Source organism: Streptomyces sp. NPDC055243, from assembly GCF_044544025.1.
Classification (GTDB): Bacteria; Actinomycetota; Actinomycetes; order Streptomycetales; family Streptomycetaceae; genus Streptomyces.
On record NZ_JBITWR010000017.1, the window covers coordinates 1 to 15,539 of the forward strand.

At 68.6% G+C, this 15,539-nt stretch carries 14 protein-coding genes, 1 rRNA gene and 1 riboswitch; of the genes, 12 read left to right on the forward strand and 3 right to left on the reverse strand.

Features of this window, described 5'->3' with window-relative positions:
• The 11 genes from rrf to ACIGXX_RS35555 form a co-directional block, all read left to right on the forward strand.
• A 5S ribosomal RNA gene (rrf, locus tag ACIGXX_RS35505) occupies nt 1-94 on the forward strand; the annotation flags it as partial.
• 163 nt (nt 95-257) lie between these two features.
• Nucleotides 258-866, forward strand: coding sequence for a CDP-alcohol phosphatidyltransferase family protein (locus ACIGXX_RS35510; protein ID WP_351170073.1), 609 nt, complete (start codon nt 258-260; stop codon nt 864-866).
• 113 nt (nt 867-979) lie between these two features.
• Nucleotides 980-3,475 (forward strand): mannose-1-phosphate guanyltransferase, encoded by a 2,496-nt coding sequence (locus tag ACIGXX_RS35515; protein WP_351170070.1) that lies wholly within the window; start codon nt 980-982, stop codon nt 3,473-3,475.
• Between the two features lie 89 nt (nt 3,476-3,564).
• Nucleotides 3,565-4,464, forward strand: a complete 900-nt coding sequence (locus ACIGXX_RS35520; protein WP_351170068.1) for a DUF881 domain-containing protein — start codon at nt 3,565-3,567, stop codon at nt 4,462-4,464.
• The gene (locus tag ACIGXX_RS35525) at nt 4,461-4,793 is read left to right on the forward strand and encodes a small basic family protein (RefSeq protein ID WP_030794354.1); all 333 of its coding nucleotides are present in this window, start codon (nt 4,461-4,463) and stop codon (nt 4,791-4,793) included. The genes ACIGXX_RS35520 and ACIGXX_RS35525 overlap by 4 nt, the downstream gene beginning before the upstream one ends.
• A 5-nt stretch (nt 4,794-4,798) precedes the next feature.
• Nucleotides 4,799-5,689, forward strand: coding sequence for a DUF881 domain-containing protein (locus ACIGXX_RS35530; RefSeq protein WP_399982284.1), 891 nt, complete (start codon nt 4,799-4,801; stop codon nt 5,687-5,689).
• A gap of 82 nt (nt 5,690-5,771) precedes the next feature.
• Nucleotides 5,772-6,740, forward strand: coding sequence for an FHA domain-containing protein (locus ACIGXX_RS35535; protein WP_351170103.1), 969 nt, complete (start codon nt 5,772-5,774; stop codon nt 6,738-6,740).
• Nucleotides 6,741-6,756: 16 nt separating this feature from the next.
• Complete coding sequence (locus tag ACIGXX_RS35540; protein ID WP_351170066.1) at nt 6,757-7,500, forward strand: MerR family transcriptional regulator; 744 nt, start codon at nt 6,757-6,759, stop codon at nt 7,498-7,500.
• A 53-nt stretch (nt 7,501-7,553) separates the two neighbouring features.
• Nucleotides 7,554-8,027, forward strand: coding sequence for a bifunctional nuclease family protein (locus ACIGXX_RS35545; RefSeq protein ID WP_006123076.1), 474 nt, complete (start codon nt 7,554-7,556; stop codon nt 8,025-8,027).
• 187 nt (nt 8,028-8,214) lie between these two features.
• The gene (locus ACIGXX_RS35550) at nt 8,215-8,850 is read left to right on the forward strand and encodes a MerR family transcriptional regulator (RefSeq protein WP_351170064.1); all 636 of its coding nucleotides are present in this window, start codon (nt 8,215-8,217) and stop codon (nt 8,848-8,850) included.
• A 94-nt stretch (nt 8,851-8,944) separates the two neighbouring features.
• Nucleotides 8,945-10,333: a DNA polymerase IV gene (locus ACIGXX_RS35555; protein WP_399981997.1), complete on the forward strand. Its 1,389-nt coding sequence runs from the start codon at nt 8,945-8,947 to the stop codon at nt 10,331-10,333.
• Between the two features lie 9 nt (nt 10,334-10,342).
• Here the strand turns inward: ACIGXX_RS35555 and ACIGXX_RS35560 are convergent, their stop codons facing one another.
• Nucleotides 10,343-10,723: a PRC-barrel domain-containing protein gene (locus tag ACIGXX_RS35560; protein WP_351170060.1), complete on the reverse strand. Its 381-nt coding sequence runs from the start codon at nt 10,721-10,723 to the stop codon at nt 10,343-10,345.
• Nucleotides 10,724-10,866: 143 nt separating this feature from the next.
• Nucleotides 10,867-10,964: riboswitch (glycine riboswitch) on the forward strand.
• 207 nt (nt 10,965-11,171) lie between these two features.
• Between ACIGXX_RS35560 and gcvP the strand changes: the two genes are divergently transcribed.
• Nucleotides 11,172-14,057: an aminomethyl-transferring glycine dehydrogenase gene (gene gcvP / locus ACIGXX_RS35565; RefSeq protein WP_351170058.1), complete on the forward strand. Its 2,886-nt coding sequence runs from the start codon at nt 11,172-11,174 to the stop codon at nt 14,055-14,057.
• A gap of 88 nt (nt 14,058-14,145) precedes the next feature.
• On the opposite strand, the gene ACIGXX_RS35570 is transcribed toward gcvP, so the two are convergent.
• Together ACIGXX_RS35570 and ACIGXX_RS35575 are read right to left on the reverse strand one after the other, a co-directional pair.
• Entirely contained in the window at nt 14,146-14,352 is a 207-nt protein-coding gene (locus ACIGXX_RS35570; protein WP_351170055.1) for a DUF5999 family protein, read from the reverse strand.
• Nucleotides 14,353-14,657: 305 nt separating this feature from the next.
• Nucleotides 14,658-15,242 carry a hypothetical protein gene (locus tag ACIGXX_RS35575; RefSeq protein ID WP_351170052.1) on the reverse strand — a complete coding sequence of 195 codons (585 nt, stop codon included), beginning with the start codon at nt 15,240-15,242 and terminating at the stop codon, nt 14,658-14,660.
• Nucleotides 15,243-15,539: the final 297 nt, after the last annotated feature.

Genomic DNA, 15,539 nt, shown 5'->3' on the forward strand with positions numbered 1-15,539 from the left:
AACGCCCGGTTACATTCCGAACCCGGAAGCTAAGCCTCACAGCGCCGATGGTACTGCAGGGGGGACCCTGTGGGAGAGTAGGACGCCGCCGAACTCATTTTAATAGCCGTGGTCCCTGGACTTTATTGTCCAGGGACCACGGCTTTTTGTATTTCTGGGCCCTTTCGGGCCCTCGGCCACCCCTCTGCACCGCCGGCTGACAACTGAGGGTAAGGTCAGGGGGCATCATCGGCTCGTTTCCCACAGGAGGCCCCCGGGTGGAGGTCCAGGAGACTCGCGTCCAGACGGACCGGGTCCTCACCATCCCGAACATCCTCAGCATGGCGCGTCTCCTTGGCGTACCCCTCTTCCTGTGGCTGATCCTCAGGCCGGAGTTCGGCGGGCCCAAGAGTGACCACTGGGCGCTGCTGGTGCTGATGCTGAGCGGCATCAGTGACTATCTCGACGGCAAGCTGGCCCGCCGCTGGAACCAGATCAGCAACCTCGGGCGGCTGCTCGACCCGGCTGCCGACCGGCTCTATATCTTGTCGACGTTGCTCGGGCTCACGTGGCGGGAGATTCTTCCGCTGTGGGTGACCGCGGTGCTGCTCCTGCGCGAGCTGGTTCTGCTGGTGATGGTTGGGATCCTCAGGCGTCACGGCTATCCGCCGCCGCAGGTGAACTTCCTGGGCAAGGCCGCCACCTTCAACCTGATGTACGCCTTTCCACTACTGCTCCTCAGTGACGGCAGTGGCTGGATCAGCACTCTCGCTGCTATTTTCGGATGGGCGTTCGCAGGATGGGGTACAACTCTGTACTGGTGGGCAGGGATCCTCTACGTGGTTCAGGTCCGCCGACTTGTCCGTGCGGACGTCACGGCCGATTGAGCTTGCCGATTCGGCAGCTGTAGAGGCTTGCAGACCCGTAAGAGATATTTACGGGACTATCTTGGCGGGCTGAGTCGGCTAGATCGTCGCCTATTGAGGAGGACGCTTCCGACATGAAGGCCGTCGTAATGGCTGGAGGCGAAGGCACGCGCCTTCGCCCCATGACCTCGAGCATGCCCAAGCCGCTCCTGCCTGTGGCCAATAGGCCCATCATGGAGCATGTGCTGAGGCTGCTCAAGAGGCATGGACTCACCGAGACCGTAGTAACAGTCCAGTTCCTGGCCTCACTGGTCAAGAATTACTTCGGCGATGGTGAAGAGCTCGGGATGGAGCTCACCTATGCCAATGAGGAGAAGCCACTCGGCACTGCCGGGAGCGTGAAGAACGCCGAGGAGGCATTGAAGGACGATGCCTTCCTCGTGATCTCCGGTGATGCTCTGACCGATTTCGACCTCACCGAGCTGATCAACTTCCACAAGGAGAAGGGCGCGCTTGTCACCGTCTGCCTGACGCGCGTTCCCAATCCGCTGGAATTCGGCATCACCATCGTGGACGAAGAAGGAAAGGTCGAACGCTTCCTGGAGAAGCCGACCTGGGGACAGGTCTTCTCCGACACGGTGAACACGGGCATCTATGTGATGGAGCCCGAGGTCTTCGACTATGTCGACGCCGATGTGTCGGTCGACTGGTCCGGTGACGTCTTCCCCCAGCTCATGAAGGAAGGCAAGCCCGTCTACGGGTACATCGCCGAGGGCTACTGGGAGGACGTCGGCACGCACGAGAGCTACGTCAAGGCGCAGGCCGACGTGCTGGAGCGCAAGGTCGACGTCGAACTCGACGGCTTTGAGATCTCGCCCGGTGTGTGGGTCGCCGAAGGCGCCGAGGTGCACCCCGACGCCACGCTGCGGGGGCCGCTCTACATCGGTGACTACGCCAAGGTCGAGGCCGACGCCGAAATTCGTGAGCACACGGTCGTGGGCTCGAACGTGGTGGTCAAGACCGGCGCGTTCCTGCACAGGGCCGTCGTGCACGACAACGTCTACATCGGCCAGCACAGCAACCTGCGGGGCTGTGTCATCGGCAGGAACACCGACATCATGCGGGCCGCCCGCATCGAGGACGGTGCCGTCATCGGCGACGAGTGCCTCGTCGGTGAGGAATCGATTATCCAGGGCAATGTGCGGGTCTACCCGTTCAAGACGATCGAGGCCGGCGCGTTCGTCAACACGTCCGTCATCTGGGAGTCCCGCGGCCAAGCCCATCTCTTCGGTGCACGCGGTGTCTCCGGAATCCTGAACGTGGAGATCACGCCGGAGCTCGCGGTGCGGCTCGCGGGGGCGTACGCCACGACCCTGAAGAAGGGCTCGACCGTCACCACGGCCCGTGACCACTCTCGAGGCGCCCGGGCGCTGAAGCGAGCGGTGATCTCGGCCCTCCAGGCCAGCGCCATCGACGTACGCGACCTGGAGAACGTGCCGCTGCCGGTGGCGCGGCAGCAGACGGCTCGAGGCAGTGCCGGCGGGATCATGATCCGGACGACGCCCGGGGTGCCGGACTCCGTCGACATCATGTTCTTCGACGCACGCGGGGCCGACCTGTCGCAGGGGAGTCAGCGGAAGCTGGACCGGGTGTACGCGCGCCAGGAGTACCGGCGTGCCTTCCCCGGGGAGATCGGGGATCTGCACTTCCCGTCCAGCGTCTTCGACTCCTACACGGGCTCGTTGCTGCGCAACGTCGACACCACGGGCGTGGCCGAGTCGGATCTGAAGGTGGTCGTCGACGCCTCCAACGGCAGTGCGGGCCTCGTGCTGCCGAGCCTGCTCGGGCGACTGGGCGTCGACGCGCTGACCATCAACCCCGGTCTCGACGAGTCGCGTCCGACCGAGACCTATGAGGCTCGCAGGTCGGGGCTTGTGCGGCTGGGCGAGATCGTGGCGTCGTCGCGTGCCGACTTCGGTGTGCGGTTCGACCCCGTGGGCGAGCGGCTTTCGCTCGTCGACGAGAAGGGGCGGATCATCGAGGACGACCGCGCGCTTCTCGTCATGCTCGATCTGGTCGCCGCGGAGCGCCGCAGCGGGCGGGTCGCGCTGCCGGTGACGACGACGCGCATCGGCGAGCAGGTGGCCGCGTACCACGGGACGCAGGTCGACTGGACGACGACGTCGCCCGACGATCTGACGCGCGTGGGGCGTGATGAGTCGACCATCTTCGGTGGCGACGGCCGCGGTGGATTCATCATTCCGGAGTTCAGCAGCGTCTTCGACGGTGCGGCGGCCTTCGTGCGGCTCATCGGTCTCGTCGCGCGGACGCAGCTCACGCTGAGCCAGATCGATGCCCGTATCCCGCGTGCGCATGTGCTGCGGCGTGACCTCGCGACGCCGTGGGCGGTCAAGGGGCTCGTGATGCGGACCGTGGTGGAGGCCGCGGGGGATCGGTCGGTGGACACGACCGACGGCGTCCGGGTCGTGGAGACCGACGGGCGGTGGGTGCTGGTGCTGCCCGACCCCGCGGAGGCCGTCACCCATCTGTGGGCCGAGGGACCCGACGACGCATCCGCCCAGGCGTTGCTCGACGAGTGGTCCGCCGTGGTGGACAGCGCCGGTCGCTGACCGGCGGCGTGGGCCGGACGGCACCTGTGAGAGGTGCTGTCCGGCACGCCGGTGGGGCCATTCGGAGGTAGCGCCCGCGACGTGCGACGATGTGCGGCATGCCGCAGCAGCCCCCCGTTCGGAGCACCCCCTCGCGCCCCCGGCGCCCGGACGCCTCCATGTCGCTGCTGACCACGGTCATGGACCACAGTCTGGACGAGGGCTACGCAGAGGCGGCGGCCCGCAAGAAGGCGCAGGGCGCGGCCGGTGTGCCGCGTCCGCTGCGGGCGAAGCTCGGCCTCGCGCTCGGACTGGTGCTCGCGGCCCTGGTGGTGACGGTGGGTGCGGCGCAGGCGCGGATAGCCGCTCCGGTCGTCGCCAAGGAGCGCGTGGAGCTCATCGACCGCATCGAGTCGGCGACCTCGGACGCCGACGAGCTCGAAGAGGACGTCGAGACGCTCCGTGACGACGTGGGCGAGCGGCAGCGCGAGGCCTTGAAGAAACACGGGGGCAGCAAGGGCGAGTTGGTGTCCCTGCTCTCCGGTGCCACCAAGGTCCACGGGCTCGGTGTGAAGCTTGTCGTGGACGACGCGAAGGAAGCCGACCAGGGCGGGGGCGGGCCGCGCGAGAGCGCGGGGTTCTCCGACACCGGACGGGTGCGCGACCGCGACATGCAGCGGGTCGTCAACGGCCTGTGGCAGTCCGGCGCTGAGGCGATCGCCATCAACGACCAGCGGCTGACGGCCCTGTCGGCGATCAGGGCCGCGGGTGACGCGATACTGGTCGACAACAAGCCGCTGGTGCCGCCGTATACGGTGCTTGCCGTGGGTGACGGTCAGCGCTTGAGCACGAGATTCCAGAACAGTCGCGACGGTCAGTATCTGCATGCTCTGCAGGAGAACTTCGGCGTACGGACCAGTATTTCCGTCCAGGAAGACGTCCGACTGCCGGCAGCACCGAGTGTGACCGTACGTACAGCAGAGCCGAAGGCAGGAAAGGGCACATCGTGATCGCCGTACTGGGCCTCGTCGTGGGAGTCGTGGCCGGATTGTTGGTCCGGCCCGAGGTTCCGGCGGTGGTCGAGCCGTACCTTCCGATCGCCGTGGTGGCGGCACTCGACGCGGTGTTCGGAGGTCTGCGGGCGATGCTCGACGGGATCTTCGACGACAAGGTCTTCGTGGTGTCGTTCCTCTCGAACGTGGTCGTGGCCGCCCTGATCGTGTTCCTGGGCGACAAGTTGGGCGTGGGCGCCCAGCTCTCCACCGGTGTCGTGGTGGTCCTCGGCATCCGGATCTTCTCGAACGCCGCCGCCATCCGCCGACACATCTTCAGGGCGTGACGCGCATGGGTACGGACGAGACGCCCGGGGGCGACAACCGCGGCAGGGCGCTTCCCGCCGAGGTGCACGGCGCTCCCGCGGAGCCCGTGCAGGCCGCGGGGCCCGAGCAGGGCGAACAGCGGGACGCACACCACGACGAGCAGCAGAACACGCAGCAGGACGGGCAGGCGCCGCTCAGCGGCCGTCGGCGGCTGGCGGAGGGGCTGTGGCCCCCTCGCGTCACGCGCCCCCAACTCATCGTCGCCCTGCTGCTGTTCGTGCTGGGGCTCGGTCTTGCCATCCAGGTGCGCTCCAACAACGACAGCAGCGCGTTGCGCGGCGCACGTCAGGAAGATCTCGTACGCATTCTCGATGAACTGGATGACCGTACACAGCGTCTGGAAGGTGAGAAGCAGCGTCTTGAGGACCAGCGCACCGGGCTTGAGAACAGCTCGGACCAGGCCGAGGAGGCCCGCAAGCAGACTGTCGAGAAAGAACGTCAACTCGGCATTCTGGCGGGCACCGTGGCGGCGCAGGGTCCTGGCATCACGCTGACCATCGATGACAAGAAGGGGTCGGTTGAGGCGGACATGCTGCTCGACGCCATTCAGGAGTTGCGTGCTGCGGGTGCCGAGGCCATCCAGATCAATGATGTACGCGTAGTGGCCAACACCTATCTGTCGGATACGGACAGTGGTGGTGTCCGGGTGGACGGCCGCAAGGTCGGCAAGCCCTACCGGTTCAAGGTGATCGGCAAGCCGCAGGACCTCGAGCCGGCGCTGAACATCCCAGGTGGCGTGGTGCAGACTCTGGAGAAGGAGCAGGCCACCGTCACCGTGACGCGAGCGGAGAAGATCGTGGTGGACGCCTTGCGAGCGGCGAAGCGGCCTGACTACGCTCGGTCGTCGTCCCAGTGAGGGCGGGGTGCATGGGGGCCGCCGGTCGAGGGCATGAGGTTGCGGGGGGTCGGCGCACTGTAAGCGTGGTGCGTGGTGGAAACTGTTTGGCGGATGCGGACGTTGTGAGGATGTCTGTGCTGCCGATGTACGCCGGTGTGTGCAATCAGGGTTCGTCCTGCCCCACGGGCGGGTCTGTTTCGGTCAAGGGGAATCGCCCGTGAAGTTGTTTGCGAAGTTGTTCGGCAAGAGCGCACGTGAGGACAGTGGCAACCCCGCCACTGCCCGGCACCGTGCCACGCGCCATGGAGATGCAGAGGAGCAGGGCGCCGAGCGCCCGATGTTCCGTGACCAGGTCGGTGGGCCAGGCGGTGACATTTCGGGCGCGCAGGGCGCGTCGTCTGTTGACCCTGCCGGTCCGGGCCGCATAGGTTTCGGAGAACCGTCAACCTCAAGTACGGGTGGAGGGTTTACCCCCGATCCGTACGCATCGAATGCCCCCGCGGGGCAGCCGCGGCAGGAGGATCCGTCCATGGCCCTGGTGTGTACGAGGTGCGGGAACCGCAACGCCGAGGCGAGCCGGTTCTGCTCCAACTGCGGCGCGCCGCTGCGGGCCGGGGCCGCGCCGGAGCGTCCCTCGGAGACGACCTCCACCATCTCCATCTCGGGCCTGGAGGCCTACGACGCGGAGGTGACGGGGCAGACCGCCTCGCCCGCCCTCTCGCCGGAGGCCCAGGCCGCCGTTGACGCACTGCCGCTCGGTTCCGCGCTCCTCGTGGTGCGCCGTGGGCCGAACTCGGGCAGCCGCTTCCTCCTGGACGGCGAGCTGACCACGGCGGGGCGCCACCCGCAGAGCGACATCTTCCTGGACGACGTGACCGTCTCGCGTCGCCACGTGGAGTTCCGTCGCCTCGGTGACGGCTCCTTCACCGTCGCCGACGTGGGCAGCCTCAACGGCACGTACGTCAATCGGGAGCGCATCGACTCGGTCGCGCTGTCGAACGGCGACGAGGTGCAGATCGGCAAGTACCGCCTGGTCTTCTACGCGAGCCAGCGGGCCATGGGTATCTGATCCGTCAGGAAGGTCCATGCTTCAAACACCGAGGGGCGGTGCCGGCAACGGCACCGCCGCCGAGGACCGTCGGCTGATGAGCATCGGCGCCGTGTTGAACGCGCTGCGTGACGAGTTTCCCGAGGTCACGATCTCCAAGATTCGTTTCCTGGAGTCGGAAGGGCTCATCGAGCCGGAGCGCACGCCGTCGGGCTATCGCAAGTTCAGCCCGCAGGACGTCGAGCGGCTCGGTCACGTCCTGAGGATGCAGCGGGACCACTATCTGCCGCTCAAGGTCATCCGGGAGCACCTGGACGCCCTGGAGCGCGGAGAGAAGGCTCCCGTGCCCTCTCTGGGGCAGCCGCGCGAGCCCGGTGACGCCTGGGGCGTGAGTGACGCCGATGAGCCCACTGCTGCCCGTGTGGGCCGTGCCGAGCTCCTTGCGGCCGCCGAGATCGACGCGGAGCAGCTCGCGGACTGGGAGACGTACGGGCTCATCGTGCCCTTGCCGGACGGCGGCTATGACGCGGAGGCCGTGACGGTGGCCGCGCTCGTCGTCGAACTCGGGCGGTTCGGTATCGAACCCAGACATCTGCGCACCCTGAAGTCGGCGGCCGAACGCGAGGCCGGGCTCGTCGACCAGGTCGTCGCGCCGCTGCGCCGGCACCGCAATCCGCAGACCAGAGCCCATGCGGAAGCTCGTACGAAGGAGCTCGCGGGACTGACCGGAAAGCTGCACTCTGCACTGGTGCAGACCGCGCTCGGGGTGCGGTTGCCCTGACTCAAGGGGTGCCCGACTACCCAAACCGGCCGGGCACGTCCTAGGGTTGCTGTGTGAACGAGCTCGACGTCGTAGGTGTCCGGGTGGAAATGCCCTCCAACCAACCGATCGTGCTCCTGCGTGAAGTGGGAGGCGATCGGTACCTCCCCATCTGGATCGGACCAGGTGAGGCGACCGCGATCGCCTTCGCACAGCAGGGGATGGCGCCCGCACGGCCGCTGACCCACGACCTGTTCAAGGACGTGCTGGAGGCGGTGGGACAGGAGCTCACCGAAGTGCGCATCACGGACCTCCGAGAAGGGGTCTTCTATGCGGAACTGGTCTTCGCCAGCGGAGTCGAGGTGAGCGCCCGGCCGTCCGACGCCATAGCGCTCGCCCTGCGCACCGGAACGCCGATCTACGGCAGTGACGGTGTCCTCGACGACGCGGGCATCGCCATTCCGGACGAGCAGGAGGACGAGGTGGAGAAGTTCCGCGAGTTCCTCGATCAGATCTCGCCCGAGGACTTCGGTACGAACAGCCAGTAGTCCGTCAGCCGGTGGTCCGTCGCTTCCGAAGGGGTCCGGCGGACCATTCGGCTAGCTTTTCCCGGCGGTGCGGTACGGCAAACCACTCTTAGGGTGATTATCACTCGGCGTGCCGAGTGTGGCGATCGTTGACGAGCCCCTGGTGACTGCCTACCGTCGAGAAGGCAGGTCAAGGACGGAGGTCGGCGTGGGAAGCAGCGGCGACGGTACGGCGATGGGCGGGCCGTATCCGCTTCACAGCAGCGCGGCCGGTCACTCTCCGAAGAGGCCGATGGTGGTTCAGGGGAGCGTTCAGGGGAGCGGGGACGCCACGTCCGGACAGTCCGAACAGGAACAGATCGGTTACCGGGGGCCGACCGCGTGCGCGGCCGCCGGCATCACCTACCGACAGCTCGACTACTGGGCCCGTACGGGTCTGGTCGAGCCCAGTGTGCGGTCCGCGGGCGGGTCGGGCACCCAGCGGCTCTACAGCTTCCGGGACGTCGTCGTCCTGAAGATCGTGAAGCGGTTCCTCGACACCGGTGTGTCCCTGCAGAACATCAGGACCACGGTCCAGCATCTGCGCGACCGCGGCTTCCAGGACCTGGAGCGGATGACGCTCATGAGCGACGGCGCGACGGTCTACGAGTGCACGTCGCCCGACGAGGTCCACGATCTGCTCCAGGGCGGCCAGGGGGTCTTCGGGATCGCCGTGGGCGTCGTGTGGCGGGACGTGGAGGCGGCGCTCTCGCAGCTGCACGGCGAGCGGATCGAGACCGGGGAGACGCTGGTGCGGCCGAACCCCGCCGACGAGCTCGCGCGGCGGCGCAACAGGGCCGTCTGAGGCCGCCGCGCGCGTCGCGGACCGGTCGCGGCCCGGTTGGGTGCGGGGTGGCGTTCTCGGGGCGTTGTCAGTGGCGTAGGGCAGCATCAGTGGTGTGAGAACCGCGCCCACGATTCTGCATCTGGACATGGATGCCTTCTACGCGTCCGCCGAGCAGGCCGCGAAGCCGAGTCTGCGCGGGAAAGCCGTGGTGGTGGGCGGGCTCGGGCCGCGGGGCGTGGTGGCCACGGCCTCGTACGAGGCGCGGAAGTTCGGTGTGCACTCGGCGATGCCCATGGGGCAGGCGCGGCGTCTGGTGCCCAATGCCGCCTATCTGGTGCCGCGCTTCGCGCTCTACCGCGACATCAGCGACCAGGTGATGGCGCTGCTGCGTGAGCTGTCGCCGCTGGTGGAGCCGCTCAGCCTGGATGAGGCATTCGTCGACCTGGAGGCGGGCGGGGTGGCCGACGACCAGGCGTCGGCGCTGGCCGTGGGAGAGCGGTTGCGTGTCGACATCAAGGCGGTGACCGGGCTCGCGGGGTCGGTCGGGCTCGCCGCGTCCAAGATGCTGGCGAAGATCGCCTCGGAGGAGGCCAAGCCGGACGGCCTGCGGCTGATAGTGCCGGGGACCGAGCGGGACCTGCTCGGGCCGCTGTCGGTGCGCATCCTGCCCGGTGTGGGGCCGGCCACCGGGGACCATCTGCGGCGCGGCGGGATCACGACGGTGGGGGAGATCGCCGAGGCGGGCGAGGACGAGCTCGTCCGACTCCTGGGCAAGTCGCACGGGAGCGCGCTGTACGCGATGGCGCTCGCGCGCGACGAGCGGCCCGTGGTGGCCGAGCGGGAGTCCAAGTCGGTCAGCGTCGAGGACACGTACGACGTGGACATCCATGACCGGGTGCGGGTCAGGGGCGAGGTGGCGCGGCTCGCCGACCGGTGTGTGGAGCGGCTGCGGGCGGCGGGGCACTCGGGGCGGACCATCGTCCTGAAGGTGCGGCGGTTCGACTTCTCGACGCTGACGCGTTCCGAGACGCTGCGGGGGCCGACGGACGACCCCGGGGTGGTGCGGGAGGCCGCCGCGCGGCTCCTGGAGTCCGTGGACACCACCGGAGGCGTGCGGCTGCTCGGCGTGGGCGTCACGGGGCTCGCCGACTACACGCAGGAGGATCTCTTCGCGCAGGCCCAGGCCCAGGCGCTGGCGCTGGCAGAGGGCCCTGAGCAGAGGGAGGGCGAGGCCGCGCCGGAGGGGGTGGCTGCCGAGACGGTGGAGGAGCCGGCCGAGGAGGTGCCGCTCGTCCTGCGCCGGTGGAGCGCGGGGCACGATGTGCGGCATGCGCGCTTCGGGCACGGGTGGGTGCAGGGGAGCGGGCTCGGGCGGGTGACGGTGCGGTTCGAGACACCGGGGTCTGCACCGGGGCGGGTGAGGACCTTCCGGGTGGACGATGCCGAGCTCGTCCCCGCGGAGCCGTTGCCGCTGGTGACTCCGCCGGGGGAGGAGGGCTGAGCCGTGGGGTCAGGTGCTCTCCTGGCCCGCGATCTTTCCGAAGTCCTGGTCCGGCGGTGGCGCCGACTGCGGGGGCGTGATGTCCAGGCCGTAGTGGTGGTAGAGCTGTAGTTCCTGCTCGGGGGAGAGGTGGCGGCCCACGCCGAAGTCCGGGGCGTCCTTGACCAGGGAGCGGTCGAAGGGGATGCGCAGGGTGCCCTCGCTGGTGACCTCGCTGGGCTCCAGGGGGACGAAGGCGTCCCGGCTGAAGAGGCCCGTGCGTATGGCCGCCCACTCCGGGGCCCCGGTGGCGTCGTCGAGATAGACCTCGTCGATCGTGCCGATCTTCGCCCCGTTGCGGTCGAACGCCTTGCGGCCGATCAAGGTGCGTGGATCGATATCGGTCTGCACGGGCCCTCCAACTGGTCGAGGCTTGTCGAAGTGGGGCGTAACTCATCCTTGTTCGTTCGTATTCACTACGAAAGAGCACTTCGGGGCAGGCGGCCACTCGAGGGATCCTCCATCTCCTCGCTGGTAGGCTGGCGCTTGGCTGCTGACCCCGTGCGGGAGAGCTCTCCGGTGGACACACCGGAGGCGCCGAAGGAGCAACTCCTCCCCGGAATCTCTCAGGCCCCTGTACCGCACGGACGAGGTCACTCTGGAAAGTAGGGCGGGCGTCGGGCGGGCACGTTCGAAACCCTTCCTCACCGACGGTGAAAGCCGGTACGGCGTCTCTCGCGAGGCACGGACCGGTGAAGCTCTCAGGTTGAGATGACAGAGGGGGAGGCCGTCCGGGTACCCGCGCCGTGGTGCCCCTCGCAGGTCGCGTCAGACCCGCGTCAGACCAGGAGGCCTCCGCATGACCGCCACCCCTCGTATCCCGCTCTCGCAGCTCGAGCAGGGCATTCCCTTCGAGCAGCGGCACATCGGTCCCGATGTGGAAGCACGGGCCAAGATGCTCGCGCAGGTCGGATACGGCTCGCTGGACGAGCTGACCGCCGCCGCCGTGCCGGATGTGATCAAGAACGCCGAGGCGCTAAACCTGCCCGGGGCGCGCACCGAGGCCGAGGTCCTGGCCGAGCTGCGCTCTCTCGCGGACCGTAACCAGGTCCTCGACTCCATGATCGGGCTCGGTTACTACGGGACCTTCACTCCGCCGGTGATCCTGCGGAACGTGATGGAGAACCCCGCGTGGTACACCGCTTACACGCCGTACCAGCCCGAGATCTCCCAGGGGCGCCTCGAGGCGCTCCTGAACTTCCAGACCGTCGTCGCCGAGCTGACCGGGCTGCCCACCTCCGGTGCCTCGCTGCTCGACGAGGGCACCGCCGCCGCCGAGGCCATGGCGCTCTCGCGGCGCATGGGCAAGGTCAAGGACGGTGTCTTCCTGGTCGACGCCGACGCCCTGCCGCAGACCGTCGCCGTCATCCAGACCCGCGCCGAGCCGACCGGTGTCGAGGTCGTCGTCGCCGATCTGAGCGAGGGCATCCCGGCCGAGGTCGCCGAGCGCGGTGTCGTCGGCGTACTGATCCAGTACCCGGGCGCCTCCGGTGCCGTGCGCGACATCAAGCCGCTCATCGAGCAGGCGCACGAGATCGGTGCCATCGTCTCCGTCGCCGCCGACCTGCTGGCCCTGACGCTGCTCACCTCGCCCGGCGAGCTCGGCGCCGACATCGCCGTCGGCACCACGCAGCGCTTCGGTGTGCCGATGGGCTTCGGCGGCCCGCACGCCGGTTACATGGCGGTGCGCGAGAAGTTCGCGCGCAGCCTGCCGGGGCGGCTCGTCGGTGTCTCCGTGGACGCGGACGGGAACAAGGCCTACCGCCTGGCGCTGCAGACCCGTGAGCAGCACATCCGCCGCGAGAAGGCCACCAGCAACATCTGTACGGCGCAGGTGCTGCTCGCCGTGATGGCCGGGATGTACGCGGTCTACCACGGGCCCGAGGGCCTCAGGTCCATCGCGCGGCGTACCCACCGCTACGCGACCGTGCTCGCCGCGGGACTCACCGCGGGCGGTGTCGAGGTCGTGCACGGCGCGTACTTCGACACCCTGACCGTTCGGGTGCCCGGCCGGGCCGAGGCGCTCGTGGCCGCGGCCCGCGAGGGCGGTGTCAACATCCACCAGATCGACGCCGACCACGTCTCCCTGGCCTGCGACGAGACCACCACGCGCAAGCAACTGACCGCGATCTGGACGGCGTTCGGCGTCGAGGCCGACGTCGAGGCGCTCGACGCGCAGACCGCGGACTCGCTCCCCGGCGCTCTGCTGCGCTCCGACGACTACCTGACGCACCCCGTCTTCCACCAGTACCGCTCCGAGACCGCGATGCTGCGCTACCTGCGCAAGCTGTCCGACCGCGACTACGCGCTCGACCGCGGCATGATCCCGCTGGGCTCCTGCACCATGAAGCTCAACGCGACCACGGAGATGGAGCCGGTCACCTGGCCCGAGTTCGGCCAGCTGCACCCCTTCGCCCCCGCCCAGCAGGCGCAGGGCTATCTGACGCTCATCCGTGAGCTGGAGGAGCGCCTCGCCGAGGTCACCGGGTACGACAAGGTCTCGCTGCAGCCCAACGCCGGTTCGCAGGGCGAGCTCGCCGGACTGCTCGCGGTGCGCGGCTACCACCGTGCCAACGGCGACGAGCAGCGCACCGTCTGCCTGATCCCGTCCTCCGCGCACGGTACCAACGCCGCGAGCGCCGTGATGGCCGGCATGAAGGTCGTCGTCGTGAAGACCAGCGACGACGGCGAGATCGACGTCGAGGACCTGCGCGCCAAGATCGAGAAGCACCGCGACGAGCTGTCCGTGCTCATGATCACCTACCCGTCCACGCACGGGGTGTTCGAGGAGCACGTCGCCGACATCTGCGCCTCCGTGCACGAGGCGGGCGGCCAGGTCTACGTCGACGGCGCGAACCTCAACGCCCTGGTCGGCCTCGCCCAGCCCGGCAAGTTCGGCGGCGACGTCTCGCACCTGAACCTGCACAAGACCTTCTGCATCCCGCACGGCGGCGGCGGCCCCGGCGTCGGCCCGGTCGGTGTGCGCGAGCACCTCGCGCCGTTCCTGCCCAACCACCCGCTGCAGCCCGCCGCGGGCCCCGAGACGGGCGTCGGGCCGATCTCCGCCGCGCCGTGGGGCTCCGCGGGAATCCTGCCGATCTCCTGGGCGTACGTACGCCTCATGGGCGGCGAGGGCCTCAAGCGCGCCACGCAGGTCGCCGTGCTCTCCGCCAACTACATCGCCAAGCGCCTCGAGCCGCACTACCCGGTGCTCTACACCGGCCCCGGCGGGCTCGTCGCGCACGAGTGCATCATCGATCTGCGCCCGCTGAGCAAGGCGACCGGTGTCAGCGTCGACGACATCGCCAAGCGGCTCATCGACTACGGCTTCCACGCGCCGACCATGTCCTTCCCGGTCGCGGGGACGCTGATGATCGAGCCCACCGAGAGCGAGGACCTGGTCGAGATCGACCGGTTCTGCGAGGCGATGATCAACATCCGCGCGGAGATCGAGAAGGTCGGCGCCGAGTGGACGGCGGACGACAACCCGCTGCGCAACGCGCCGCACACCGCCGCCGCGCTCGGCGGTGAGTGGGAGCACGCCTACAGCCGCGAGGAGGCCGTCTTCCCGGCCGGCGTCGTAGCCGCTGACAAGTACTGGCCGCCGGTGCGCCGCATCGACCAGGCGTACGGCGACCGGAATCTGGTCTGCTCCTGCCCGCCGCTGGATGCGTACGAGGACTGACAGCGCGTCCAGAACATGCGTGGGGGCCGGTCCGGAGGTTGTTGCTCCGGGTCGGCCCCTTTGTTGTCCGTGCCGTGATGGCGCCGCGTCAGGCGGCGGTCATGATCTTGTCCGTGCCCAGCGGTCGATGCGGGGCGATGATCTGGCCGTCCGGCAGCAGCTCACCGGTGTCCTCGAAGAGCAGGACGCCGTTGCACAGCAGGCTCCAGCCCTGCTCCGGGTGGCTCGCCGTGAGCAGTGCGGCTTCCCGGTCGGCGGAGTCGGCTGTCGGGCACGGTGGTTGGTGCTGGCACATGGAAGGGTTCTTTCGCTGCGGTGTGATGGCTGTGACGTCTGCCTTGCGGCTCGATGCGGTGTTCATGCCGCCCCCCGTTTAGTCGGTCCGATCCCAGTGTTGCCCTACGGACGTCAATCCGCAGGGATTTAGCGGCAGCGCTCCTTACTGCTTAATGACGTATCACCCGCCCGGACGGTTCAGCCCAACTGCACTGTCTCTTCGGGTGGTTCGGGGTGGTCATACTGGGCTAGTCCGTATGGGCACATCACGCGCCGAGCCCCGCGGCCGAGGTCGGCGGCGGGGCACGGGGACGTACGGCGAGGTCAGGCGGGCGAGCCGAGCAGCGGTGCCGGGGTCAGACGGTGGGTGAGGACCTTGAGGAGCTCCGCGGCGCGGTGCGGGCGGTGCGCCGCGATGCCGGGAGGCGCGGGCGCCAGGGGCACGAGGATGTCGGAGGGCGCGAGATCGCCGTCCGCGCCGTCCGCCGTGCAGTCGCCGTGCAGCCAGAGGGTCAGCATGTAGAGCTCGGGTACGGACAGCAGACGGGGTTGGTAGGGCATCGGCATTGCCTCGGCATGGCGCAGGGCGCGTTCTGTGGAGGCGATGTAGGGGCCCTCGAAGAAGTGGGAGAAGGCCCATCCGTCAGGGGTCAGCATCGTGTCCGCGGCGGCGACGGCTCGCTCGCCGGAGCGGATCAGGAAGCGCCACCCGGCGAGCCGGGTGGGCGATGTGCCCGACGGGGCGATCCGGTCAAGGACGTGGACGGGCAACGGGAGTTCGGGGCTCGTCGGTCCCTGCGCGGCACGCAGGGACGGGGTGCGGGCTTCGCGTACGGCGGTGGGTGAACCGAGTGCCGCGAGGACGCTGCGCAGGGCGGGCGCGGGAGCCGGGGGGACTTGCAGCGGCATGATGGGTCGCCTCTCTCATTCGACAGGCACGGTGGAACGAGGACAGGTGCGGACGTCGCTGTCTGCTCCGAAGTCAGAGGGGGCGGGGGCAGGGGACCGCGAGCGCCAACTCTCTGCCTCGTTCGCGGAGTTTATACGACACGTGTTCAGGCAGTGTTTCGTCTAACCGCACCCGATATTGCCTGCAAGGCGTTATTCGGTCGCCATTTTGCGGGCTTTATCCCGATCTCGGATGAGCCCAGGCGTTTGACCTCGGCTCCCTTCGCGGGAGCGGACGGCCGATTCTCGTCGGCGTTT